We start from the raw sequence: 26,000 nt of genomic DNA on the forward strand, positions 1-26,000 counted from the left end.
AATGTATAGAGAAAATCCCTTTCGCACATCATTCTGCGAAGGGGATTTTTTTATGGATAGATTCGGATATTATCAGTTTTGAATGTCGTGTCGTTGGTAGGGGCGGGGTCTGCCTGCCCTTCTCCATCGGTTGTTATATTATTGTCGCAAAGGGCGGGTAAACCCCGCCCCTACAAAACCTGTCATTTGGGTTCAATATTTTCTATTATTGCAACATTGGCTCAATTCTTTCTAAATACGAACCTTACTCATTGTACGATATTTCCGATCGCATCGAACGTAACCTCTGTGCTCTGCCCATTGTGATCGACGGTAAAGGTATAGAATGTGCCGTTTGCATCGATCTTTACCAGGATTGATTCAATCGTATCTCCGACATAGCCCGTAGACTGGAAACTATCCATGATGATCTCCGGTACATTCTGCTCCGCGATCTGGTAGGAAGTGCTTTGCCATAAATAATTCTTATTCAACTGAGTAATCTTGTACACCTTTCCATCCAGCATATTCAGGATATACCCGTCGGCATTACTCTGTATATCCAGCAAGTCGCAGGTAGCAAAGGTGAATGCCATCAATGTATGTACCTCTGCCGGTATCACGATCGGGGCATCCTCATTCCCTTCGTTATTTACAGCCTTGATAAGATTGCCGTACGGGGAGTAATACAGATCCATATCACTGTTCCCTTTTTCGGCATCGATCTTATAAACGACTGCCATACTATCCCGGTTGATCGTATAGGAATCATCCACTTTCCAACCGGCATAAAGTCCGTTATCGAATGCGGCGGTCACCGCTTCCGGAAGCTGGTTGAAAGGTGTATCCGCTTTGTCCATCATCCACTTGCCCTGTTCGGTTAGCCACGCTTCGGTAGAGACACCGTTGTTCGTGAATTCCGCTACGTAGTAATTACCCTCTATCGTAAAGATCGGGTTGGAGGCATTCGGATATTTCTTGTTGAAAGCCTGCATAACCGGTTCGGTCGGTTCGATTGCATCTTTGTGATCATCGTCGTTATTGTCGCAACCAGCCAGCAGGATGGCTAAACCCGCGAAGAGTGTGAAAAGTGTTGTTTTAGCATTCATACGTTTACTGTTTTAATGGTAATAAGAACAACCGTCATACCTGGAATGTTTTCCGTAAAACCGAACACACTGTCCGATATTGAACACACATTCATCCTTCCTTTTTGCACATAATCAGCTGTTTAGCTTTTTGGCACGGAGTTTGCCCCTAGGAGGACAGAAAATAAAAACAATACTAAATATGGACAGAGAGATATCGAAAGAGGTTCGGAGAAAAGAACAACGCAAACAGATCATCAAGATCGGGGCAGGGGTAGGGAGCATCGTTCTCGTCGTTGCCGTTGTCATCTCTTTTCTGCAAACCAGCCTGAATCGTAAAGACATTACTATTTCGAAAGTGGATAAAGGGGTGATCGAAGTATCGGTCAGCGCATCCGGGAAAGTGATTCCCGCCTTTGAAGAAATAATCAACTCACCGATCAATTCCCGCATCGTCGAGATCTATAAAAAAGGCGGTGACTCCGTGGATGTCGGTACCCCCATCCTGAAACTGGACCTGCAAAGTGCAGAAACCGAATACAACAAACTGCTGGATGAAGAACAGATGAAACGCCTGGAACTGGAAAAGCTGAAAGTCACCAACCAAAGCAAGCTGTCTGAAATGGAAATGAAACTGAAAGTGTCCCGCATGGAACTCGACCGGAAAGCCGTGGAACTCCGTAACGAACGCTATCTCGACAGCCTCGGTGCCGGAACAACCGACAAAGTGCGCCAGGTAGAACTCGATTTCAACGTCAGCCAGCTCAAACTGAAGGAAGACGAACAGAAATACATCAACGAACAAGCCCTTTCCGAGGCTGACCTGAAGGTAAAAGAGCTCGACCTCAATATCTTCCGCAAAGGTCTTTCCGAAACGAAACGTACCCTCGACGATGCCCAGATTCGTTCGCCGCGTAAGGCTATCCTGACGTATGTGAACAACGAGATCGGTGCCCAGGTGCCACAGGGAACGAAAGTCGCCATCGTCTCCGACCTGTCCCATTTCAAGATCGAAGGAGAGATAGCCGACACGTATGGCGACCGTATCGCCGCAGGCAGTAAGGCGGTCGTTAAGATCGGCAGCGATAAGCTGGAAGGTACCGTCAGCGACGTCACCCCGCTTTCAAAGAACGGCGTCATCTCCTTTACCGTACAGTTGGAGGAAGACAACCACCGCCGCCTCCGCTCCGGCCTGAAGACAGACGTATATGTGATGAACGCAATAAAAGACGACGTTTTGCGTATCGCTAATGCCTCTTATTACGTTGGCAAAGGCGAATACGAACTGTTCGTCATCAACGGCGACCAACTGCTGAAACGCAAAGTCCAGCTGGGTGACAGCAATTACGAATACGTGGAAGTGATCAGCGGCCTGCAGCCCGGCGACGAAGTCATCGTCTCCGACATGAGCAGCTACAAGGACAAGAACAAGCTTAAAATCAAATAACCGTCCCTACCCAACAATAATATGATCAAACAATATATAAAACAAGCCCTGAGCATGCTGCGTGAGAATCCTCTCATCAGTGTGATATCCATACTCGGAACGGCACTGTCTATCGCAATGATCATGATCGTCATCCTGGTCTTTCAGGTACAGCTGACCAATTTTGTACCAGAGGTGAACCGCGACCGGATGCTCTATGTGGAACAAGGAACCGAAGTAAAGACTAAGAACAGCTGGAGCAGAGGAAACATGTCTGTCGAAGCTGTCCGCGAATGCTTCTATTCGTTGAAAACGCCCGAAGCCGTGTCTGCCTGGTTCACGATGTCATACCCTTTGTCGTTGCCCGGTAGGCAAATGTTTAAGACATATAAGATCTTTTATACCGATCCGGGTTTCTGGAAGGTCTACGCCTTCTCTTTTCTGGAAGGCAAGCCGTTCACGGAGGCAGACTTCACATCCGGCATTCACCAGGCTGTTGTCTGCGAGAGTGTTGCGAGGGGGCTGTATGGCACGACTCAGGTAGTAGGAAAGCCGGTCATCATCGACCGTCAGCCTTTTACGATTTGCGGGGTGGTGAAAGATGTCAGCCGTGCCTCCGACTCTTCCTACGGACAAGTCTGGACACCTTATACGACCAATCCGATGGTACTCAATATGGCATACCTCGAGAATATGTCGGGTGCTTTCAATACCTGCCTGTTGGCTCGTGATGCATCTGACTTCGATGCCATCCGCCAAGAACTGAAGGGACAGATCGCTCGTTATAACTCAACGAAGCAGGAAGCTGAGATTCATTTTTTCCATAACCCGATTACCCGTTTCGACAAGGCAATCGGTACAATCGGGCAGGTCAAAGTCGAACTGAAAGATTTCCTCGCGGAGATGGGTGGCCTGCTGCTTTTCCTACTGCTCGTTCCGGCGCTGAACCTGATGGGCGTGACGCAATCGGCCGTACAGAAACGCCGCGGGGAGATGGGAGTTCGTAAGGCATTCGGGGCAACCTCCGGTGCACTTGTACGCCAGGTTCTTTATGAAAACAGTGTGACGACCCTGCTAGGTGGTGTGATCGGCCTGATCCTTTCGTTCCTGCTTCTGACTGTCTGTCGCGACTTCTTGTTGCCCAATGCCGATACGACGTTGCAAGGCGATATGCTGTTTAAGCCCGGTATCTTCTTCATCGCCTTGTTATTCTGCTTGTTGCTCAACTTGCTCTCAGCTGGGATACCTGCCCTGCGCATTGCCAATGAACAGATAGCCGGCTCGTTGAAAGGAGAAGACTTGATAGATAAATAACAAGATAAAAGACGAAACGAAAATGATAAAGCATGTACTAAAGATAATCTGGAACCAACGGCGCAGCAATGGCTGGATCTTTGCCGAACTTCTGGTTGTAGTCGGCATTCTATGGGTCATGATGGATTCACTGCTAGTGGATAAGTACACCTACTACCAACCGTTGGGTTTCAATATCGATAATGTTTATAAGGTGCAGTTGGGAGTTATTATGCCGGGTACTTCGGGGTACGTGGAAGACTCGTTACTCACCACCCGACAAGGTGAGGACGTACTGCGTCTGGTCGACAACATCCGTCAGGAAGACAAGGTGGAAGAAGTTTCATTGTCCCACGTCGGCTGTGTCTATACGGAGAACCGTTCCTGGTCGACACTCTTCCGGGCAGATGCGGATACGTTTATCAAGGCAGGTTTCCGACAGTCGACCGTCACTCCTGAGTATTTTACCGTATTGCGGATAAAAGAAAAAGAGGGAAAGGATCTTTCAACGCTTATCGGACAACGAACCGGGATCGTTATTTCCGCCGATATGGAGCGTGCTTTCTACGGGGAGAAAGGTTCGGCTCGTGGGCAGTTTGTCAAGTATCATCCCGAGAGTTCGGATGAGCTGCTCGTCCTGGCGGTTTCCGGTTCCGTCCGCGAGTCGGAATATAAAGAGAGCATACCTTTCTTTTACCAGATACCCACCCGGGAGCAGCTGCTCGGGGAAATTGAAGAGAATCAACCGCAGGCTGTCGACTGCCTGGTGCGAATGAAACCCGGTTTCCGGGCGGAAGACATGGAAGCACTCCTGCAAGGGATGGGAGACCGGCTGACGGTTAACAATGTCTACGTTTCGAGTGTCGTCCCGCTCAGTGAAATGAGAAGCCAGATTCTGAAGAGCCGCGAAGACAATATGAAGAAAAAGACCGCCCTGGTGGGTTTCATGCTGATCAACGTCTTTTTCGGTATCATCGGAACCTTCTGGCTGCGTACGCAGGCACGACAGGGGGAGATGGGATTGCGTGTCGCTCTCGGCTCGAACCGTCGTCAGCTCAGCCGCCTGATGAACCTCGAAGGACTTATCCTGTTGGCTCTCACTGTCCCTTTCCTGCTGGTATTCATCATCAATATGCTTTACTTCGATATGCCTGACACCTATCGTCTTCCGTATACCTGGTGGCGGTTCGCGGCGACCTTTGGAGGGGCTTATCTGCTGATGGCAGGAATGATCACCCTCGGTATCTGGTTCCCGATCCGTAAAGCGATGAAGATGAAACCGGCGGAGGCACTACATTATGAATAAGAAAATAAATATAGAAAGATGTGAACCTATCAAGGTATAAGCCATCAGTCATAAATAAGACATGCCTAGTTACAGGTTCATTTGCCGTCTGCTTTAGCTGACGGATAAGTAAATGGTTTATCTCTTTGGACTTTAGTCCCATTTAAACAATCTCTCTATTGAAGAGAAATGTGGCTGAAGCCAAGAGAGAGAAACAACTGTAAACCGTCAGCTAAAGCAGACGGCAAATGAACCTGCATTTGCGAAGTCACATTGATAAGAGAATAGTTACCTCTGACTTTGATAAAGAGAGAACTTAAAACTTGTAAATAACGAATTAATCAATAATAACAATTAAATATCAAACATCATGATCAAGTTAACAAACCTCGAAAAGATCTACCGCACGAAGGAGATCGAAACAGTTGCTCTGGAAAATGTAAATCTGGATATCCGGAAAGGTGAATTCCTGAGCATCATGGGACCATCCGGTTGTGGAAAATCGACCTTATTGAACATTATCGGCCTGCTGGACGCTCCGACAGGCGGTATGGTGGAAATTGCCGGTACGGATACGAGCCATATGAACGACAAGCAACTGGCAGCTTTCCGTAATAAGACGCTGGGCTTTGTCTTCCAGTCGTTCCACCTGATCAATTCCCTGAATGTCCTGGATAATGTGGAGTTGCCGTTACTTTACCGCAACGTCTCTTCCTCCGAACGCCGCAAGGCAGCCGAAGCCGTTCTCGAAAAGGTCGGTCTGAGTCACCGTATGCGTCACTTCCCGACCCAGTTGTCCGGTGGTCAGTGCCAGCGTGTAGCCATTGCCCGTGCGATCGTCGGTAATCCCGAGATCATCCTGGCGGATGAGCCGACCGGTAACCTGGACTCAAAGATGGGTATCGAGGTTATGGAGATACTTCATAAACTGAACAAGGAAGACGGACGCACCATAGTAATGGTTACCCATAACGAGGCACAGGCACAGCAAACCAGCCGTACGGTGCGTTTCTTCGACGGACGCCAGGTTCAATAGGTCGTTACTTTTGGCTTGATCCAAAAGTAACCAAAAGATCAAGGCTGCACTCGCTTCGCTACTCCGGTGAAAGACTACGCTGTCGTCTGTGAACTCGCTTCGCTCAAACAGCACAGCCTCCGGACGCTTCGTCTTTCACCTTCGTTTAACGCTCACCGGCTGAGGCCTTTCCCGGAACGCTTCGCGTTCCCTTAGGATGGCCGATGCCGTCCGTTTCAATGGCGGGAGTAATCTTTCCCCTCTTGAGAGGGGGCAGGGGGTGTGTCACTGGCAAGACTGATGGAGACTGTGTACTACCCCGACACCGTTAGAGAGTAGTGTCGATAGCCTAAGGATAGGCAGTGCCGCACCCTGATGCAGTAGACTACCGCATCCCGATGCGGTGAAGATCCGCACCCGGATACAGTTAGTCGCCGCGTCCCGATGCGGTAGTGTCGAGTACAGTAAGGGTGACCATCCCCACACGAGGCTTTTGATAGAGGCGGTAGCTAGGATTGTACTGACTATGCACCTCCGCCACCCACCTGCCCGGTGTCAACGGCTCGGGCAGCATAAAGGCCAGGTGTGTCGACTCATTGATAAAAACCATCCGGGGATTGATGAAATACTTTTTCTCGCCCTCTTCCTGTCTGATGATGATGCCTACTTCCGGATGATCGCCCATCAATTTGAGACGGCTGCCATGAATGAAGAGCGGAAGAGTATAGTTGGCTGGGATAACGCAGAACTCGCGATCCTCCTGTTGACGGTAGCAGTCATTATGGATGCTGACTTCGTTGGGTAGCGGTGCGTTGCGGTAGTAAGGGATGACCTCCGCCGGAAACCAACCGGCCAGTTGATTAAGCCGGGGCGAAGGACGGAGTTTGATGCAAATCGCATGCCGTTCGCGGTCGAACTTCTCGTATTCAGTCTTGAAGCGGCCCTTGACGGTCATTTCTGTCCGCCCCAGTCCGAAGTCGACGTTGAAGCCGTCTTCGATGGCACCATATATCTCTTCCACCATCGTGCGGAAGGAAGCAATGAGCGTCCCGTGCGAATAGGAAGAACGATTCTTCACTGCGCGTTCGGCGATATCCTCGAGGGTCAGTGAAGGATGAAAGGGAAGTGTTCCTTTATAAAACGGTTCCTGTCCGGGAAGCTGGCTTTTAGTCAGGTTGACGAATAGTTTACCGGGTTTGACGGTCATCTTCGATTGGGGAAGTTCTTTATCCATAAGACTTATAGGTTACTATTGAATGCAAAGATAGGTAATATGTCCGGACAATATATCATACCGGACACCGCAGTGTTCGAAACCGTGAGCACTGTTCGTTATTGAACACTTCCGGATTTGGCATTCATGCTTACTATCAGCTGGTTACATTTATGGCACGGCATTTGCCTTTGCAGAAACAAAACAAATAATATAGCACCATGTATAAACAATACTTCAAACAAGCCTGGAACCTGATGAAGCAAAACCGCTTCTTCAGTACCGTTTATATCATCGGTACGGGACTGGCCATTTCGATGGTAATGGTGATGGCGGTGGTTTACCATATCCGGACAGCCAATATTGCACCGGAGGTCCACCGTGACCGGATATGTTATGTAAGATATGTTTCTTACCGGATGAACGATGATAAAGGCTCGTTGAACAGTAGTTGCGGTCCCCGGTTCCTAAAGGAAGTGATTTATAACCTGAAGACGCCTGAGGCGGTGGCTGTCACTACCGATCCCTCTATTACACGTTTTATGTTGGGGGATATTTTTGTACAGGTTCCCGGGCATGAAGAAATGCCGAAGGTCAACCTGCTGGGGTGCAACGACCAGTTCTGGAAAGTCTATTCGTTTAACTTCCGGGAGGGGAAACCGTTTACCGAAGCAGATTTCGAGTCTGGCCTTCCGCGTGTGGTGTTGGCCGGATCGTTGGCCCGCCGCCTGTTCGGGGAAAACGAGGCGACCGGGCAGACCTTATTGATTAATGAGGCGAGATATACCGTAAGCGGGGTAGTGGCCGATGTGTCCGGCATTACTTCCGATGTCTATGCGGAAGTTTGGGTTCCTTACTCTTCTTTGAATGCTATAATGAAAGAGATGACGAGTGAGGATGAGGGTTCGGCCGGACCTCTGATCGCTAAGATTCAGCTTCGTGACGCGAAAGATATCGGTACGCTGACGGATGAATTGGCGGAGTCGGTGAAACGTTATAATACGGGTTTGGCCGGAGGGCAGGTTACATACGGCAAGCCTGTGTCTTATGCGGATTATATGATCGGCAGCTTGTTTTATAAGGACAGGAAGCAAACCTATTTCATTCTTGCTGTCGTACTGCTGCTTTTCCTGCTGGTCCCGGCGTTGAACCTGTCGGGGTTGAATACGTCGCATATGCAGGACCGCATTCCGGAAGTCGGCATACGGAAGGCCTTCGGGGCATCGCGTTCGACCCTGTTGTCGCAGATATTTGCCGAGAATATGATACTGATGTTGCCGGGGGGAATAGCCGGGTTGCTGTTCTCGTATGTGCTGGTGTTTCTTTTCCGGAATATCCTGTTGTCTTCCGGATTCTTTGCGATGCAGATGGGGACAGGCAACACGATAGCTCTTTCACCGGGGATGCTGTTGAATATGGAGGTGTTCTTTTACGCTTTCCTTATCTGTCTGGTGCTGAACCTGCTGTCTTCGATGGTCCCGGCATGGCGGGCTGTCCGGGTGAATATAACAGATGCGTTGAACGGATAATAAAACGATAAGACAATGGTAACACATATATTGAAATTGATTAAGGCACAGTTCCGTAGCAATAGCTGGGTGCTGGCAGAACTGCTGGTCGTATTTGTCGTACTGTGGTTCATGGCGGATTATTTCCTGATGCAGGGTATTCAGATGAACCGTCCGATAGGTTTCAAGCTGGATAATGTTTATCAGGCAGTCGTTTCGATTCGCCCGGCGGAAAGTCCTTCGTTCATCCGGTATGAGGAGGGAAGCGAGGAGCCGTTGCATAACTTCGAACGTATCATCGAACGCATCGAGCGGCATCCGGATGTGGAAGTAGTGGGGGTATCGTATTATTCGCTGCCTTATACGCACTCCAATATGGGAGACGGGATAAGGAGGGATTCTACTCATTTGGATGTACGGTCTATGCTGGTATCACCCGGCTATTTACGGGTATTCGGTATTCGTTCGGCTACAGGGGAGTCTTCGGAGGAGCTGGGAAAGAAGTTGCCGGATATGCTGAACACGACAGATATGGCAATCTCTGCCGGAATAGCAGAAGAGCTTTTTGGACGTACTGATGTGATCGGAGCGGAACTGTATGGATATGGCGATTCGATACCCAGGCATGTAGTGGCCGTAACAGAACAGCTACGTAACGATGAATACGATCTGATACATCAGAATACACTCTTTACCCGTTTGGATTTGCCTTTGTTTCAGAGGAAAATGGGTGAAAGTGATTTTACGCGGATACAGGTTACATTCCGGACGCGTCCGGGGATCTCTTCTCCCGACTACGGACAGCAGTTCCTGAAAGAGATGAAACGTCAGTTGACAGCCGGGAATTATTGGGTGTCGGACGTGGTAAGTTACCGGGATATACGTGCCGACTTCCTGGCTAACTCGAAGGAAACCAACAACCGGAAGCTATTCTCCGCACTGGGTGTTTTCTTCCTGGTAAACGTCTTCCTGGCTGTGATCGGTACTTTCTGGTTCCGCGTGAACCGCCGGCGCAGTGAACTAGGATTACGTATGGCGGTCGGTTCCACCCGTTCGGGCATTCAGACGCTGATGATCGGGGAGGGAGTGGTTCTGCTGACACTTGCCGCACTCCCGGCCTTGCTGGTCTGTGCGAACCTGGTCTGGATGGATCTCCTTTCCGCTACGGTGATGCCTGCCGGTACGCTACGTTTCTTTGTCGTCAGCCTGATTACCTGGGCGACGTTGGCATTAACGATCATCCTGGCAACCTGGTATCCGTCGCGCAAAGCGTCGCATCTGGAACCTGCCGAAGCCCTGCACTATGAATAACGGTCTTAGAATATGAGTAAAAACACAAAGTAAAGGAATAGAACCATGTATAAACAATACTTCAAACAAGCCTGGAACCTGATGAAGCAGAACCGCTTCTACAGCGCGGTCTACATTATCGGTACCGGACTGGCTATCTCGATGGTGATGGTCATGGCGATCGTGTACCATATCCGTACCGCCGATATCGCTCCCGAAGTGCATCGCGGCAAATATCTGTATGTCGACCAGATGAAATATGAACGGGGTAAAAGTAACACCACTTTCTTCTGGGGCATCCGTTCTGCTAAAGAATGCCTGATGCCGTTGAAGTCGGCGAAGGAGGTGGCACTGATGACCAACACGGCCATTACAAGCCTGCTTCATGGTGATACCTATGTGCAGATTCCCGGCGGAGACGACCCGCAGAAGGTGCAGGTGATGGGGACGAACAATAGCTTCTGGCGCCTCTTTTCTTTTTCTTTTATCGAAGGGAAGCCGTTTAGTGAGGAGGAGTTCCAGTCGGGTTTCCCCCGCGTGGTCGTTTCCGAATCGTTGGCACGGCGTATTTTTTCGACGGCGACCGGTGTGACGGGAAAAAGCATCCTGCTCGATGATACCGAATATTCCGTCAGCGGTGTGGTAAAGGATATCTCTGCCGTGACACCGTCCGTTTATGCCGATATGTGGATGCCTTATACTTCCATACCGCTGGTTATGGCGGCTTCCGACGAACGTGATGTGTCGGTCGGCTTGCTGACGGTCTGTATTCTACCTGCCGACGGGATGGGAGCCGATGAGGTGAGCCATGAATTGGAAGAAATGATCGACCGTTATAATACGACCCTGGCCGACGGAAAGCTAAGTATGATGAATGGGGTGGAGACGCATCTGACGCATGTGGTCCGCCAGTTTGTGATGGGCGGCTCCGTGACTGCGGTTTATCTGATACTCCTGTTTCTGATCCTGCTTTTCATGCTGATCCCGGCTCTGAACTTGTCCGGACTGAACGCTTCACGGATGCAGGATCGCATCTCCGAACTGGGTGTGCGGAAGGCTTTCGGGGCACGTAAGAACCGGCTGTTGACACAGGTATTGATAGAAAACTTGTTGCTGATGCTGCCGGGCGGATTGGTTGGACTACTGGTCTCTTATGGGATGGTCGCGCTTTTCCAGCAGTTGCTGCTTACTCCGGGTATCATTGCCATGATACAGGGCAGTGTGCAGACGGAACTGACATTCGGAATGCTGTTGAGTCCGGCCGTGTTCGGCTATGCCTTCCTGGTTTGCTTCGTATTGAACCTGATGTCGTCGATGATCCCTGCCTGGCGTGCGATCCGTGTGAATATAACTGAGTCATTAAACCACAATTAAAGAGATAGATATGCTGTTACATATACTGAAACTGATCAAGACACAACGCCGCAGCAATACCTGGGTGTTTATCGAACTACTTGTCGTCTTTGTACTGCTTTGGTACGCCGTCGACCGGATGATGATGAACCGGATAACACAGGCGCAACCGATGGAATATTCATTTGAAAATGTCTATAAGGTGACGCTGGCAGTGCGTCCTTCAAGCAGCGCTTCCTATATTGCCTACGAAAAGGGAAGCCAGGGGGCGGGAGAGGATTTCATGCGTATCATCCGCCAGTTGGAGGCACATCCCGACGTGCAGGTGGTAGGTATGGCGAACGGCGCTTCGATGCCTTATACCTATATGTCCAATTCGGAAACTTACTTTCAGGAGAAGGATTCTCTTTTCCGGAATGCCTTTGACTTCAACGTTACACCCGGTTATTTTCGTGTATTCGATATACATACGGCTGATGGTGGTTCATCGGATGAGCTGGCATCTGCTATTCAGGAGGGTATCCTTATCAGTGAGCCGATGGCGATGGAATGTTTCGGTTCGACGAAGGTGGACGGCGAGGAGTTGCTTATCCTTCAGGATGATACCTTTCGTTTTCGTGTGAAGGGAGTGACGGGGGCTGTGAAACGCGAAGAGTTCAGTCAACCGCCTTCGATTGTCTTTAAAGAGATGAAGGAACGGAGTATCCTCAGGATGGGTGAACAGGAGCTGGGGAAGATGCAGATCTGTTTCCGGGTTCGTCCGAATGTCGCGGCGGAAAGTGCTTCCGAATATGCCGTCCGTTTTAAAAAAGATATGAAACACCGGCTGGCGGCAGGAAACTTCTGGCTGGCGAATGTTCAATATTATCCCGATGTACGTACGAACTATCTGGCTACCTCGATGAATACGGGTGGGCAGAAGCTGGACGTTGCCATTAACCTCTTCCTGCTGATCAATGTCTTTTTGGCTGTGATCGGGACATTCTGGTTCCGTGTGAACCGCCGCCGTAACGAGCTGGGGATTCGCATGGCTGTCGGTTCTACCCGTCTCCGCCTGCAGCAGTTGCTGATCGGTGAAGGATTGATGATACTGACCATTACTGCCGTACCTGCCTTGCTGATCTGTGTGAATGTAGCCTTCGCCGGCCTGCTGAGCACGGAAGTCATGGAGGTGACTGTCGGTCGCCTGTTGCTTGTCAGCTTGCTGACATGGCTATTATTGGCTGTTATTATCACTTTAGCTGTCTGGTATCCGTCCCGCAAGGCGGCACATCTGGAACCGGCGGAAGCATTACATTATGAGTAAATCCTGTTTACAGTCTATATTAGGGGACGCAGACGACGCAGATAACGCAGAGTTTCGCAGACTAATTAATATTCTTATCAGTGTTCTTCTGCGCTCTGTCTGCGTCGTCTGCGTTCCCTAATACGAACTGTATATACAAAATATAAACAACAAAAGCTATGTATAAACAATACTTCAAACAAACCATACAAATGATGAAAGAAAGTCCCTGGCTCACTTTCATCTCCATATTCGGTACGGCCCTGGCGATATCGTTCATTATGACGATCATTATCAGCCATCAGGCAATGTACAGGAATATAGCTCCGGAGACCGCCCGCGAACGGACGCTTTATGTCAAATGGGTCGGCGTGCAGGATAAACTGACTGAGAGTACCCAGGCGAACGGTTATCTGTCGCTGAAGACGATCCGCGAGTGTTTCCAGTCGCTGGAGATACCGGAAGCGGTGAGCATCACTTCGCCGGCACAGTCACGCCTGGCAACGGTTCCCGGTAATCCGGGCGAACGCTGTTTCGTGCTCTTTACCGACGATGTGTTCTGGAAAATCTGTTCCTTCAACGTGCTGAGGGGAAATCTCTATACCAAAGCCGAGTTTGATGCCGGTATCCGGAAAGTGGTGATCAGCGAATGGCTGGCACGCCGGATGTTCGGTACGATCGATCAGGTGGTAGGCAAGACCATGCAGTTTAGTTTTATTACCTATACGGTCTGTGCCGTGGTGGCGGATGTCACACCCCGTACTACTTTCTCCTATGCCCATGCCTGGGTACCTTTTACCGCAGCCGGTATTCCGGAGATAAAAGGTTCGGAAAATATCATGGGGCATTACAAATGTATGATCGTTGCCCGTTCGTCGTCCGACTTCGATGAGATACGCGACGAGATCACCCGGCAAACGGAACAGTATAATAATACGCTGGTCGATCATAAAGTCTATTTCTATGACCAGCCCGATACGAAATATGTGGAAGAGATGCGCTTCGGACCGGGGATGCCCAATATGCAGTCTATCTATCTCAGTGCCATCCTCCCGATTCTGATCGCCTTGCTGGTACCTGCCATCAACCTGTCGGGACTGACCTTGTCGCGGATGCAGGAACGGGTGAGCGAACTGGGCGTACGTAAAGCTTTCGGCAGTACACGGGCGGGATTGCTCGGACAGATCGTGTACGAGAATATCGTGGTGTCGGTGATCAGTGGGATGCTGGGGTTATTGCTCTCTTATTGGTTCCTTTATCTGCTGAAAGATTCGATGTTCACATCGTCTACCTATTTCGGCATGGATGTGACGGCGGAGGTTCCGGTATCGGCTCTGATCCGTCCGGAGGTGTTCCTGATCGCCTTCCTGTTCTGTTCTTTTCTGAACCTGCTGAGTGCCTGCGTTCCCGCGTGGCGTGTGTCGTCGATACCTATTGTTGAATCGTTAAAAGGAGAATGAGGAGGAACATATAATGATCAAACACCTGTTTACAATCATATGGAATCAGCGCAAGAGGAATATCTGGATCCTGACGGAACTGATGTTAATATCTGTCTGCCTGTGGTACGTCATCGATTATATGAGTGTGCTGTCCACGATAGTCCGTACCCCGCTGGGATTTGATATTGCGGATACCTACCGCGTCGATATCAAAGAACGTACCCCGGAAAGCGACGGCTATATTGATCCCGAAACGAAAGAAACGACTACCGGAGCTGACCTGCTGACAATCATGGAGCGTATCCGGCAGTATCCGTCCGTAGAAGAAGTATCTATGTCGATCGGCTCTCAGCCGTATGCTTCGACGGGATATACCAGCCAGGTCTATTACAGCCGCCTGTTCTATAAAGATACGGTGGGGGTGACTATGCAACGATATAAAGTGACACCTTCTTTCTTCCGTGTTTTCCGTATAGAGCGCGAAAGTGGGAACGGTCCGGCGTTGGCGGATGCACTCGACGTACATTCTATCATCTTGTCTGCCAATGGCGCCGAAGAGTTGCTGCCGGGAGAAAGTGCTCCGGGTAAGAGCCTGCAGATCGGGAAGGATGGTTACTTTAAAGAGGTGAAGGCACTCTGCATACCTATCCGCTGGACGGAATATGAGAAGAGCAGACCTTGCTATTACTCCCTATTGTCGGAAGATGAGATAGCCGGTGAGCTTGGTTCGGGCAACCTGGAGAATATGGAACTGTGTATCCGTATCCGTCCCGATGCCGCGGCCCGTTTCAGTGAGGATTTCCGCCGGGATATGGGAGCGCAACTGTCGGTTGGAAACCTTTATCTGATGGATGTCCGCTCTTCTTCGCTGATAAGGGAAGCAATAGTGAGTCCGGTGGAAAGTGATATCCGGATGCGCCTGAACTTGTTGGTTTTCCTGAGTATCAATATCTTTCTGGGAATCTCCGGTACATTTTGGTTCCGCACGCAGCATCGCTGGGGAGAGATGGGGTTACGTGTAGCCCTGGGCTCTACCAGGCATGGCCTACGGGCATTGCTGATAGGTGAAGGGCTGGTCATGCTTGCTTTGGCTATGCTACCCGCCGTTGTTATCAGTTTCAACCTGGGGATAGCCGAACTGGTCAACCTTAATTGGGCGGACTTTACCGCTGTCCGTTTCCTGACGGGGATTGCTCTGACCGGCTTGCTCATGGCATTGATGATCATCTCGGGTATCCTGTATCCGGCATGGCGTGCCGTGAGAATGAAACCGGCGGAAGCCTTGCGTTATGAATAAACTATCTCGTACGGGCGGTTCGCGAACCGCCCTTGCATAAACAACAATAACGACTATGTATAAACTCTATTTCAAACAAGCCCTGGCCATGCTGAAGGAGAATAAACTCCTCAGCCTGATCTCCATTCTGGGAACAGCTTTGGCTATCTGTATGATCATGGTGATGGTGATCACTTACGAGGTGAGGGTAAATAACTATTCGCCGGAGGACAACCGCGACCGGACCATGTATGTGCGGTGGGGCGGACGTGACTTTAAAGGTGCAAATCATGGTAACGGTTACCTCTCCCTGAAAACGATCCGGGAATGTATCCAGACAATGGAAACGCCGGAAGCTGTCGCCATCGTTTCCCCTTGGCGCAGCCAGCTGGCTTCCATCCCGGGAGGGCAGGAGAAGAAAGATTGCCTGATGCTGTTTACCGACGATGTGTTCTGGAAGATATTCGACTTCGACTTTGTGGCCGGTAGCCCGTATACGAAGGAAGAGGTGCAGTCGGGTATCAAGAAGGTCGTTATCGCGGAGTCGCTTGCCAATCGGCTTTATGGTACTTCTGATGCGGCTGGCAAGACGATCATGATCAGCTATAAACCCTATACCGTCAGTGGCGTAGTGAAGGATGTGTCTACGATTGCCAAAGCTTCGTATTCCGAAGTATGGGTGTCTTATTCGGCGCAGCCTTTCCCCGACGATACCTGGGCAGAGAGTATAACCGGGTGGTATCAGGCCATTATCCTGGCACATTCCTCTTCCGATTTCGAAGCCATCCGGCAGGAACTGGACAGGCAGCTGGTTCGTTACAACAGTTCGCTGGCCGACTACAAACTCACCCTGTACGACCAGCCCGATACCCACCTGGAATGGGAGATCAAAGGGTTGGGAGCTATGGGGCCTGACAAGACAAAGACCATCCTGCAATATATGCTGGTGATCGTTATTCTGTTGCTCGTACCTGCCATTAACCTGTCGGGGATGACCTTGTCGCAGATGCGGAAGCGCATGTCGGAGATCGGTATCCGTAAGGCATTCGGAGCTACCCGGGGAACGCTGGTGGTGCAGATTCTTTCGGAAAGTATGGTGCTGACCCTGCTGGGAGGTATCATCGGATTGTTCATCTCTTATATCGCGATCTGGTTGATGCGTACCTGGTTGCTGAGTAACAGTTTTGCTTCTATCTCTTCTGTCTTTGGAGGCACGCCGGCGTTGTCGGTGACGGAGCTGCTTAACCCGGTGATATTCCTTTATGCCTTTGTGTTCTGTCTTATACTGAACTTGTTGTCGGCGGGAATACCGGCTTACCGGATGGCTCGGAAGAATGTGATGGAAGCGTTGAATGAATACTAAACTCATACGAAGATGATCAATCATATATTAAAACAAATATGGAACCAGCGGAAGAGTAACGGCTGGTTGTTCGGTGAACTGTTGCTTGTTGCCGTTAGCTTGTGGTACATAGTCGATTTTTTGCTGGTGACACTGTATGCTTTCAATGCTCCTATGGGGTTTGATATCGACCATACCTATAAGCTCCAGTTCAGTGCACGCGAAGAAGGTGCCGAAGGGTATCTGTCCCCCGAAGAGCATCCTGCAGTTGTAGGCGAGGACCTGTGGGATGCGATGAACAGACTCAGGCTGCATGCGGGGGTGGAAGCTGTTACTTTGTCGAGATTCGGTGTACCGTATAACAATATAAACAATTATATGTCTTTGGGACGTGATACGGTAGTGGAGAAGACGGCTTGCCGCATCTATTACGTAACACCGGAGTATTTTGATGTCTACCGTATCCCTGCGGTACCGGGAAGTAACCGGCAGCCGGGAGAGGGGGTGACTGTCAATAGCATTGTCCTGACAAAAGATGCAGCCGATAAGATATTCGAGGGGGAGGATGCCTTTGGAAAGATTGTCTATTCCGGTGATAATACCTGGACGACTAAAGTAGGAGCCATCTGCGGGACTGTGCGTGGTTCGGAATTCAAGCGGCCCAGACCGAATGTTTATCTCTGTATGGGGGAAGGGGATATAAAAACGATAAATGCCGATTTCCTTCCTTGGGCCGAAGTCTCGGTAAGGGTAAAACCGGAAGCGGACAGGGATTTTGCCGATACCTTTATGAAAGAGAATAGTAATCAGGTGGAGATTGGAAATCTTTATCTGCAGAGTATCACACCCCTGTCTGTTTTACGGGAGGACGGCATACGTGACGGCAAAGGAGAGATGAATACCCGTTTGTCTATCCTGCTCTTCCTGCTGATCAATATATTTCTGGGGATAGTCGGTACGTTCTGGTTCCGTACCCGTCAGCGGCAGGGGGAAATGGGACTTCGCATGGCATTAGGTTCTACTCGCAGCCAACTGCGAACCACTGTCCTGGGAGAAGGCATCTTGTTGCTGACTCTTGCCTTTATTCCGACGGTAGTGATCTGTGTCAATATCATGTTGGCAGATCTGACGAATACGGTGCTGATGGATAACACGGTCCTCCGTTTTGTCGTAGGCATGCTGATCACTTATCTGTTGATCGTAGGGATGATCATTGCCGGAATCTGGTATCCGGCCAATGAGGCAGCACGCCTTCAGCCGGCGGAGGCTTTACATTACGAGTGATTATTTCTCATATAAATTACATTAGCCACGTAGAGCTAATAAAGCCCGGATCTGTAGCGAATACATGTCCGGGCTGTTTTTTGTCTGTGCCGTGTGGCGTCAGAAAGTCATCGAGGCATAAATACCGAAATGCTTGTCACCGGCAAGCGGGCTGAGTGTCAGGTTGTGCTTTTGGGCGAACGGACGAGTAAAGATATAGGCACTGCCGATACCCATAGCAGCTCCGGCTGCCACGTCCCACCAGTCATGTTTCTTGGCATACGTACGGCTCCAACCTACATAGGTAGCTACGGCATATGCCGGAATTCCCCATTTCCAACCATATCTGCGTTGGATAAAAGCTGCTCCGGTAAAAGATACCGAGGTGTGCATGGAAGGGAAGGAATGGTTGTCGCTGCCGTCCGGACGTTCTTTCTTGATCAGATACTTCAGGGCATACGTCATTCCGACGGTACTTACACCAGCCAGTGCTCCTTGCTTCAATCCTTGCCAGTCCTGTAAGATCAATACCGTCGCCAGGCTGGCTGCCGGAGTCAGGCAGGCAAGTACGTCGCCCGAGGTGCGGACGGCTTTCCGGCTGCCGCTTAACTTGACTTCTTGTGCATGACCGTGGAAACAGGTGATAAAGGCCAGGAGGAAGACAAAGAGATAGGTTGTACGTTTCATATATTTATTGTTAGTGCAAATATAGAAACGGAGGTTACCAGAACTTATTGTTCTCGGCACTGTACTCAAAGCCGGCAATTGCCAACTTGTGGACAAGCATATCTTTGTCTACGTCCATTTTACTACATAATTCATCGAGTGATGCATAACGGTCGCGCAGTTTCATGTTGACTACGCTGAAGAGCATCATCGGATCTTCGGGAAGTTTCATTGTTCTCATCATTTAAATTAAATAACTGTTATTGATTCTATTTTGTTTAAAACGCCTGGTTTCAGCATAAAGCGATTAGTTTAGGGAAAAAGATGATTCCGCCTACGATTGCGGCGGCAATAGCTATGATTAATACGGCTCCCGCCGCCAGGTCTTTGGTTCGTTTAATGGCTTCGCTGTATTCCGGCGAAACGAAGTCTGCTATCGCTTCCAGTGCCGAGTTGACTGCTTCGGCAGCCAGTACGGCCCCGATCACGATCACGACAGCGATCCACTCCATCTCTGACAGTCCCAGCAAAATACCGGCAACAACCACACAAACAGCAACAAAACAATGTATCCAGGCATTATGTTCCCGGGTAATCAATAAACGTATCCCATTGAAAGCATACCCGAAACTCCGTAACCGTTTGCGGAAAGTAAAACCGTCGTTTTTCATCTGTTTATCCTGTTCTCTTTTTCATTATCAATAATGGCTTCAATCTGAGGAATAAGAACCGGTATAATATTTTTAGCAACATCCCAAACAATGAGATAATTAACGCCCATATAATCATGAATTAACTTATCTCTCATACCTGCCATTTGTTTCCATGAAATGTCATTCCATTCATATTTTACATCAGCCGGAATTTTCTTAGTCGCTTCACCTATGATTTCCAGGCTACGGGTAACAGCTCTTTTTAATGTTTCATCCGATAAGAACTGGTACATAGGCAAACTATCCGTTACAACAGATGTGACGTAGTAACATTCTTGAAGTATATGCTGTAAATAAACGATATGTGATTTAGACATATTCTACTTCATTGAGGATTTGTTTGCCAATGAAAGGGCTGAGACCTTTTAATGTGACTATATCCAGTTTATGTTTATGAAAGAAATTTTCCAGGATATCACATACTGAAATATAGTTTTGATAGGTTTCTTTTCCTTCCTGGAAATCTATCAAAATATCAATATCGCTATTCTTTTTGTTCTCACCGCGTATAGTGGAACCAAAAAGGCCGATCTTGCTTACCCCGTATTGGGACGAGAGCGTCTCTTTTAAGAATGCGAGCTTTTTTAGTACTATATCCCTTTTCATACGAACATGTTTACTGATACAAAGGAAATAATAATTCTTTATCTCTGCAAATTAGTATGATCTAAAATTAAGCCTCTATATTATCCTCTTCCTCCGTCAACGGTCCCAATTCAGGAATGATCGCACGAGCTTCGCGGTCGCTCAATGTATCGACATCTTTCAGTTTTCGTTGAATAGCGCGGGTACGGGTACCGAGTACTTCTTCTATCTGGCCGCTGGCCGTTTGCAGGTTCTTTTGTGCTTTCTCCAGCATGCCGCCCACCTTTTCGAACTCCTTTTTTACGGCACCGAGAATGGTCCATACTTCTCCCGAATGTTTCTGGATAGCCAGTGTGCGGAAACCCATTTGCAAACTGTTCAGGATGGCGGCAAGCGTAGTAGGCCCCGTTACAACCACTTTGTAAGTACGCTGTAACTCTTCCATTAAAGCAGAACGGCGTACCACTTCGGCATAAATACCTTCGAACGGCAGGAACATGATGCCGAAATCGGTCGTCGCAGGCGGAGCCAGGTATTTGTCGGAAATATCTTTAGCCATCTTCTTGATCGTCGTTTCCAGTAACTTCCCGGCAGCCTCGATCGCCTGCGGATCGGCATTGTCGTAGGCATCCAGCAACTGTTCGTAGATATCTTTCGGGAATTTGGCATCTATCGGAAGATAAACGTATTCGCGTATATCATCCCGTCCCGGCAACTTGACGGCAAATTCGACGACAGCATCCGAACCTTTACGGGTATGAACATTGGCCTCATATTGTTCCGGAGCCAGTATCTGTTCCAGCAACATACTCAGTTGTATCTCTCCGATATTCCCCCGTGTCTTGACATTGCTCAATACCCGTTTCAGGCCGCCTACATCCTGTGCCAGTGTCTGCATTTCCCCGAGTCCTTTCTGTACACTCTCCAGTTGTTCGGTGACCAGGCGGAACGACTGACCGATCCGGTCGTTCAATGTTTTTTGTAATTTCTCGTCTACCGTAACGCGGATCTCCTCCAAACGTTTTTCGGTGTTTGCTACCAACATGCGCTGCTGTTCGTCCAGGTTGGCGAACTTTTCCCGTTGCAGGTTGTTAAAGGAAGCGATCCCCCGGTCGAAAGCTTCCCGAAATTCGTTCATGGAACGGGTCAGCTCTTCCCTGTTATCGCGGGCAACGATGCGGCCTTCTTCGCGGTTCAGGCGGAAGTCCTCCCGGAAGTTTTTTTCAATGCGTTCGAAGGAACGCTGCATTTCATCCAGCAGGCGTTTCAATTCGTTTTGTGTATCGGTATTGTCCTTTTTAGGACGGAATAAAATCTGTAAAACAATGATGATAAGTAATGTACAAATAATCAACCAATCCATGTCATTTAATTTTGCGTCAAAGATAGAAAAACTGTTCTCTGAACAAGTAATTAAAAAGAGTTAAAAGGAAAAACATTATTCTTTAACTTTTGTTTTAGTCATACAAAGCCGCTTATATTTGTGAGCCGCTTTTAACGTAAAACATAAAATACTACAAAGATGGCAAAAATAACATTTAAAGGTAATGAAGTAAATACCAACGGTACATTACCGGCAGTTGGAGCAGAGGCTCCGGATTTCAAAGGAGTAAAAAGTGATCTATCGGAATTATCTCTCAAAGAATTGAAAGGTAAGAATGTTGTAATTAACGTATTTCCCAGTCTGGACACTGCTGTGTGCGCCGCTTCGGTGAGACGTTTCAACAAAGAAGCCGCTTCTTTACCCAACACTGTGGTACTTGCCGTATCAAAAGATTTACCTTTTGCACATGGACGCTTCTGTACGACGGAAGGCATCGATAAAGTGATCACACTTTCTGCATTCCGGTGTTCATGTTTTGAAGATAAGTACGGGATGCTGATGGTTGACGGTCCGCTGAAAGGTCTATTGGCCCGTGGCGTGATAGTTGTCAACGAAGCAGGTAAAGTGGTTTATGAGGAACTTGTTTCCGAAATTACCAACGAACCGAATTACGAAGCCGCAATCGCTTCGCTAAAAAACTAATTAAGTAGATTATTGTTTTTCATTGGTTAAAGTTAAGGGTTAGTGTAGAAGGCTGTCGGATGTGAATCCCGCAGCCTTCGTTTTTTTAGAGTTTGGTATCTCGGAATTTATTCGTATCATTGCATCAAATTAAATCATCTTATGTGTTCAATAACTTCTAAATTTGGTTTCGTTTACTTTGTGTAACGATAGATAAGAGCCATCTTATCTTTTGAACCTATGTTTCGATTCCCTGTCATGGCTATGGGGAACCCTCTTTTCTACATATTTTATTTTAATTAAAAAGAAGTTATGAATAACTGGAAAAAAGTATTCGCTATTATATGGACCGGTCAGTTCTTCTCTATCCTGACCAGTTCGATCGTTAATTTCGCTATCATCTTATGGCTTAGTTTTGAAACTAAATCGGCTGAAGTATTGGCTTTTGCTGCCATAGCCGCCATGCTTCCGCAGTCGGTACTCGGATTGTTTGCAGGTATATTTGTCGACCGCTGGAAGAGGAAACGGGTCATGATCATGGCGGATAGCTTCATTGCTTTCTGTACGCTGATCCTTGCCGTCCTGTTCTATCTGGATGTAGCGAAGCTCGGACATGTGTATATCCTACTGGCTTTGCGTTCGGTAGGATCGGCTTTTCATATGCCGGCGATGCAGGCTTCCGTACCTTTACTGGCTCCTAAGTCGGAACTGATCCGTATAGCCGGGATCAATCAGATCATTCAGTCGGCCTGTAATATTGCCGGACCTGCTCTGGCAGCACTTTTTATTTCCTTTATGGAGATGACGAATATATTGCTGTTGGATGTGATCGGGGCAGCATTGGCTTGTACTTCGCTTCTGTTTGTAAAGATTCCTGATCCGGAGAATGAAGAGAGAAGTCAAAAGGTACAATTATTGAAGGAAGCCAAAGAAGCCTATACGGAGGTGCGTGCGCAGAATGGATTGTCGTGGTTGTTTGTCCTGTCTATCCTGGCTACTTTCTTTATTATGCCGGTCGGTGTGTTGTTCCCTTTGATGACACTGAATCACTATTCGGGGAATGCTTATCAGATCAGCTTGGTCGAGGCAGCTTGGGGGATAGGTGCTTTGCTAGGAGGAGCCTTCCTGGGAATCAAGAAGTTTAAACTGAACGAGATCTCATTGATAAACTGGATGTATATTTTGTTAGGGATTACATTCCTGTTATCCGGCGTATTACCCGTTTCGGGTTATCCTTTGTTTGTCGGGTTGACGGCCATTGGCGGCATATCCGGTTCTCTTTATATGGCATCTTTCACTACAGTGATGCAGACGCGTATCAATCCGGTGGTGATGGGGCGGGTGTTCTCATTTTATATGAGTGTCAGTTTGCTTCCTTCAATGATAGGATTGCTGAGTACCGGATTTCTGGCGGATAATATCGGGATCGGGAATACCTTTATAATAGGAGGAGTATTGGTTGGAATGATTGGACTGGTTTCGTTTTTCCAGCCATCGATAAGGAGGTTGAAGGGGAGTTTCGATAAATAGTAGATATTGCTTTAAAGAAAATAAGAAATCAGACGTTGAAAGTGTGTGGCCAGGGTTCACTTTCAGCGTCTGATTTGTTTAATGGTTTTTAGTTCTCCTTCGACATGTCGAAGGTCATTTTTAACTGTTTCAAAATCATTTTGTTTTCTTCCGGTAAAAACTCTAATGTTAAATCGACTCCTTCATATTGGAATATATTATTCCCGACGCATTCTAACGGTAATTCCGGTTGTCCGGTTCCTTGTGCAATAAGGGTATTACCTTTCTTGGTTATTGTAAGTTTAATAGGCAGGTTGGGAGAAGAATAAACACCGATATACTTATCCAGTTCTTCTGCTGTTATAGTTATAGCATCAATAAATCCGGGGAGATCATACGCTTTGCCAAAATAAATACTTAGGCATCCTATAACTATATTGTTTAACATATAAGAAACGCCATTTTCTACTAAGGCAATAGACAGGTTTTCTTCCGGAAAATAAAAAACATTCGATTGGAATCCATCGATTCCACCGGTATGACCGTAACCTGTATGATCATGAAAAGGAACTTTCAATAAACCCAGTCCAAAATTATCTTTCAATAAAGTCATGTGTTTAAGACTTTCTGAGTTTACTATCTTTTCAGAAAATAAGTAGAACATGAACCTGTTTAAATCATAAGCATTTGAAACGATAAAACCAGAACCCAGAGGAATACTCATATCCGTTTCCTTTGTCTTTTCCCATTCGGAGGATTGTTTTATATATGAATATGCTTCTTTATTGTTTGAATCGATCTTTTCTCCTACGTAAGTATTGCTTAGAAGACACGGTGTACAGATTATTTCAGTAAGTAAATCAGAAAAGCTTTTAGAAGAAGCTTCTTCTGCAAGATATGTCAGGAGTACGTAATTCGAGTTTGAATATTCAAATTCCTCACCCGGCTCAAAAGATGTTCCACCCGATATGATGCGATCCAGTAATGCCTTTTTTGTTTGTTTTTCCGTACACCAATTTGTATAATCATCTACATCGGTAAAGTTGGGAATGCCGCTTCTGTGTTGTAGTAAGTATTCGATCGTTATTTTATTTGCATTCGATATCTGAGGATAATAGTCTGATAACTTGGATGTCAGCGAAAGCCTTCCTTCTTCCACCAACTTCATAATAATAGTTGCAGTAAAAGTTTTACTTATCGAACCGATACGGAATTTTGTATCGGTTTGGTTTTTGACTTGATTTTCAACATCAGAATATCCGTAACTACTTTGATATATCTCTTCTCCGTTCTTGAAAATAGAGATACAGCCCATTCCTTTTTTGTGGTTTTCAATGGATGTGAATAAGCTGTCCAATTTTGCCACGTCTATCGTTTGGGCTTCAGACAAAGTGCTCCATACCAATATGAATATTAAAAAAACAATTCTCTTCATGACTCTTTTGTTTTTAATTATTATATGTTTATTATCCGTTTTAATGAAACCTAGTAATACTATGTATATAGGCAAATAATTTATTTTTTTAGTTTTAATCTGCATTTTAGCCTGAGTAATAAAGTGATGAACAAATAGATTATTACCATTCCCAGGAGAATAATAGGGATGAACCAATAACCTAAAACTTCCGACAAAGAATTATCGGTCATATTCGCTATAAATCCAACAAACAGATCATCTTCTCCAATAAACAATCCTGTGTTGCGAGGAAATATCAGTTTAGCGAAAATCAGAAAGCCAAAACAAAATAAGAATAAGTATGAAATGCTGAATAAAATATATATGAACCCGTTAGATAGATTTAAAGACAGTGCTTTCATAACATGTAAGGGGTTAAACGTTTTTGTCGCTTGTTGTAGTTTGCGGTCGGCAATGAGTTGGGCAAAAGTTTTACGAGGTTCTCCTAATCTTTCTAGGGTTTCGGCTATTTTATCTGTTTCGGAACCTGATGTATTGTGTTGTATAGATTCATATATATGGCTATTGAGTTCCATCAGTATATCTTCCTGATCCTCTTTTCTCAAGGTACTAATCATGTGTTTCACTTCACTTATATATTTATCATATAACAGAGTTGTGTTTTTGTCTGAAAATTCGATGTTTTTCATTTCAATAGATTTTTAATAGAGTCTGTTAATTGATCCCAGGAAACTGTCATTTCTGTCAGGGTTGCTTTACCCTGATCTGTGAGTGAATAATATTTCCGGGGGATTCCGGATGTCTGATCCACCCATTTGGAAATGACAAGTCCTTCTGCTTTTAATTTGTTCAGTAATGGATACAGAGTTCCTTCAGCAATGTTGATAGAAATTGTTTTTGAAACGTGCTCTATGATTTCATAGCCATACATCTCTTTATGTTTTAATAGGTTTAAAACAATAAAGGCAAGTGTTCCTTTCTTCACCTGCGACTTCCATTTTTCGATGAATTCATTATCCATGCCGCAAAAGTAAATAAAATTTATAT

The 26,000-nt window shown here is 47.2% G+C and carries 25 protein-coding genes; 14 read left to right on the plus strand and 11 right to left on the minus strand.

Translation table 11 applies throughout. From position 1 onward, the window contains the following. Positions 1–248: 248 nt before the first annotated feature. A complete protein-coding gene (locus DWX23_RS18475) occupies positions 249–1,088 on the minus strand; it encodes a PepSY-like domain-containing protein (protein ID WP_122375521.1) in 840 nt (279 codons plus the stop codon). A gap of 181 nt (positions 1,089–1,269) precedes the next feature. Here DWX23_RS18475 and DWX23_RS18480 point away from each other — a divergent pair, with 181 nt between their 5' ends. The 4 genes from DWX23_RS18480 (at position 1,270) to DWX23_RS18495 (ending at position 6,107) form a co-directional block, all read left to right on the plus strand. Then, positions 1,270–2,514, plus strand: a complete 1,245-nt coding sequence (locus tag DWX23_RS18480; protein WP_122352303.1) for an efflux RND transporter periplasmic adaptor subunit — start codon at positions 1,270–1,272, stop codon at positions 2,512–2,514. A 21-nt stretch (positions 2,515–2,535) separates the two neighbouring features. After that, positions 2,536–3,807 carry an ABC transporter permease gene (locus DWX23_RS18485; RefSeq protein ID WP_122375522.1) on the plus strand — a complete coding sequence of 424 codons (1,272 nt, stop codon included), beginning with the start codon at positions 2,536–2,538 and terminating at the stop codon, positions 3,805–3,807. 22 nt (positions 3,808–3,829) lie between these two features. Further along, complete coding sequence (locus tag DWX23_RS18490; protein ID WP_122375523.1) at positions 3,830–5,092, plus strand: FtsX-like permease family protein; 1,263 nt, start codon at positions 3,830–3,832, stop codon at positions 5,090–5,092. Between the two features lie 349 nt (positions 5,093–5,441). Beyond that, positions 5,442–6,107 carry an ABC transporter ATP-binding protein gene (locus DWX23_RS18495; RefSeq protein WP_122352306.1) on the plus strand — a complete coding sequence of 222 codons (666 nt, stop codon included), beginning with the start codon at positions 5,442–5,444 and terminating at the stop codon, positions 6,105–6,107. 406 nt (positions 6,108–6,513) lie between these two features. Here DWX23_RS18495 and DWX23_RS18500 read toward each other — a convergent pair whose 3' ends face one another. Further along, positions 6,514–7,320 carry a DNA-binding domain-containing protein gene (locus DWX23_RS18500; RefSeq protein WP_122375524.1) on the minus strand — a complete coding sequence of 269 codons (807 nt, stop codon included), beginning with the start codon at positions 7,318–7,320 and terminating at the stop codon, positions 6,514–6,516. Between the two features lie 200 nt (positions 7,321–7,520). On the opposite strand from DWX23_RS18500, the gene DWX23_RS18505 reads away from it, so the two are divergent. The 8 genes from DWX23_RS18505 to DWX23_RS18540 all read left to right on the plus strand — a co-directional run bounded on the left by DWX23_RS18505 (position 7,521) and on the right by DWX23_RS18540 (position 18,079). Continuing rightward, positions 7,521–8,828 carry an ABC transporter permease gene (locus tag DWX23_RS18505; RefSeq protein WP_122375525.1) on the plus strand — a complete coding sequence of 436 codons (1,308 nt, stop codon included), beginning with the start codon at positions 7,521–7,523 and terminating at the stop codon, positions 8,826–8,828. Positions 8,829–8,843: 15 nt separating this feature from the next. After that, complete coding sequence (locus tag DWX23_RS18510) at positions 8,844–10,118, plus strand: FtsX-like permease family protein (protein WP_122375526.1); 1,275 nt, start codon at positions 8,844–8,846, stop codon at positions 10,116–10,118. Between the two features lie 45 nt (positions 10,119–10,163). After that, positions 10,164–11,471 carry an ABC transporter permease gene (locus DWX23_RS18515; RefSeq protein WP_122375527.1) on the plus strand — a complete coding sequence of 436 codons (1,308 nt, stop codon included), beginning with the start codon at positions 10,164–10,166 and terminating at the stop codon, positions 11,469–11,471. Positions 11,472–11,481: 10 nt separating this feature from the next. After that, positions 11,482–12,756 carry an ABC transporter permease gene (locus DWX23_RS18520; RefSeq protein ID WP_122375528.1) on the plus strand — a complete coding sequence of 425 codons (1,275 nt, stop codon included), beginning with the start codon at positions 11,482–11,484 and terminating at the stop codon, positions 12,754–12,756. Positions 12,757–12,914: 158 nt separating this feature from the next. Continuing rightward, a complete protein-coding gene (locus tag DWX23_RS18525; RefSeq protein ID WP_122375529.1) occupies positions 12,915–14,195 on the plus strand; it encodes an ABC transporter permease in 1,281 nt (426 codons plus the stop codon). Positions 14,196–14,208: 13 nt separating this feature from the next. Continuing rightward, positions 14,209–15,474 (plus strand): ABC transporter permease, encoded by a 1,266-nt coding sequence (locus tag DWX23_RS18530; RefSeq protein WP_122375530.1) that lies wholly within the window; start codon positions 14,209–14,211, stop codon positions 15,472–15,474. Between the two features lie 55 nt (positions 15,475–15,529). Continuing rightward, entirely contained in the window at positions 15,530–16,816 is a 1,287-nt protein-coding gene (locus DWX23_RS18535) for an ABC transporter permease (RefSeq protein ID WP_122375531.1), read from the plus strand. A 12-nt stretch (positions 16,817–16,828) separates the two neighbouring features. Further along, complete coding sequence (locus DWX23_RS18540) at positions 16,829–18,079, plus strand: ABC transporter permease (RefSeq protein WP_122375532.1); 1,251 nt, start codon at positions 16,829–16,831, stop codon at positions 18,077–18,079. Positions 18,080–18,178: 99 nt separating this feature from the next. Here DWX23_RS18540 and DWX23_RS18545 read toward each other — a convergent pair whose 3' ends face one another. The 6 genes from DWX23_RS18545 to DWX23_RS18570 form a co-directional block, all read right to left on the minus strand. Then, complete coding sequence (locus DWX23_RS18545; protein WP_122375533.1) at positions 18,179–18,745, minus strand: phosphatase PAP2 family protein; 567 nt, start codon at positions 18,743–18,745, stop codon at positions 18,179–18,181. Positions 18,746–18,779: 34 nt separating this feature from the next. Further along, positions 18,780–18,956, minus strand: coding sequence for a DUF4250 domain-containing protein (locus DWX23_RS18550; protein ID WP_122352368.1), 177 nt, complete (start codon positions 18,954–18,956; stop codon positions 18,780–18,782). 61 nt (positions 18,957–19,017) lie between these two features. Further along, positions 19,018–19,395 carry a diacylglycerol kinase gene (locus DWX23_RS18555; RefSeq protein WP_122375534.1) on the minus strand — a complete coding sequence of 126 codons (378 nt, stop codon included), beginning with the start codon at positions 19,393–19,395 and terminating at the stop codon, positions 19,018–19,020. After that, complete coding sequence (locus DWX23_RS18560) at positions 19,392–19,754, minus strand: DUF86 domain-containing protein (protein WP_122352318.1); 363 nt, start codon at positions 19,752–19,754, stop codon at positions 19,392–19,394. The genes DWX23_RS18555 and DWX23_RS18560 overlap by 4 nt, the downstream gene beginning before the upstream one ends. Then, positions 19,747–20,043: a nucleotidyltransferase family protein gene (locus tag DWX23_RS18565; protein WP_122352319.1), complete on the minus strand. Its 297-nt coding sequence runs from the start codon at positions 20,041–20,043 to the stop codon at positions 19,747–19,749. The genes DWX23_RS18560 and DWX23_RS18565 overlap by 8 nt, the downstream gene beginning before the upstream one ends. Positions 20,044–20,110: 67 nt before the next feature. After that, complete coding sequence (locus DWX23_RS18570) at positions 20,111–21,385, minus strand: DNA recombination protein RmuC (RefSeq protein ID WP_122375535.1); 1,275 nt, start codon at positions 21,383–21,385, stop codon at positions 20,111–20,113. Between the two features lie 159 nt (positions 21,386–21,544). On the opposite strand from DWX23_RS18570, the gene tpx reads away from it, so the two are divergent. Together tpx and DWX23_RS18580 are read left to right on the plus strand one after the other, a co-directional pair. Beyond that, positions 21,545–22,048 (plus strand): thiol peroxidase, encoded by a 504-nt coding sequence (tpx, locus tag DWX23_RS18575; RefSeq protein ID WP_122363330.1) that lies wholly within the window; start codon positions 21,545–21,547, stop codon positions 22,046–22,048. Positions 22,049–22,339: 291 nt separating this feature from the next. Then, on the plus strand, positions 22,340–23,557 hold the full coding sequence (locus tag DWX23_RS18580) for an MFS transporter (protein ID WP_122375536.1): 1,218 nt from the start codon (positions 22,340–22,342) through the stop codon (positions 23,555–23,557). Positions 23,558–23,645: 88 nt separating this feature from the next. Here the strand turns inward: DWX23_RS18580 and DWX23_RS18585 are convergent, their stop codons facing one another. Genes DWX23_RS18585 through DWX23_RS18595 form a run of 3 tightly spaced genes read right to left on the minus strand, consistent with a single transcriptional unit; the run spans position 23,646 to position 25,974 of the window. After that, positions 23,646–25,076: a serine hydrolase gene (locus tag DWX23_RS18585; RefSeq protein ID WP_122375537.1), complete on the minus strand. Its 1,431-nt coding sequence runs from the start codon at positions 25,074–25,076 to the stop codon at positions 23,646–23,648. Continuing rightward, positions 25,052–25,642: an HAAS domain-containing protein gene (locus DWX23_RS18590; RefSeq protein WP_122375538.1), complete on the minus strand. Its 591-nt coding sequence runs from the start codon at positions 25,640–25,642 to the stop codon at positions 25,052–25,054. The genes DWX23_RS18585 and DWX23_RS18590 overlap by 25 nt, the downstream gene beginning before the upstream one ends. Then, complete coding sequence (locus DWX23_RS18595) at positions 25,639–25,974, minus strand: PadR family transcriptional regulator (RefSeq protein WP_122375539.1); 336 nt, start codon at positions 25,972–25,974, stop codon at positions 25,639–25,641. The genes DWX23_RS18590 and DWX23_RS18595 overlap by 4 nt, the downstream gene beginning before the upstream one ends. Positions 25,975–26,000: the final 26 nt, after the last annotated feature.

This window comes from Parabacteroides sp. AF18-52 (genome assembly GCF_003479145.1).
Taxonomy (GTDB): domain Bacteria; phylum Bacteroidota; class Bacteroidia; order Bacteroidales; family Tannerellaceae; genus Parabacteroides; species Parabacteroides faecis.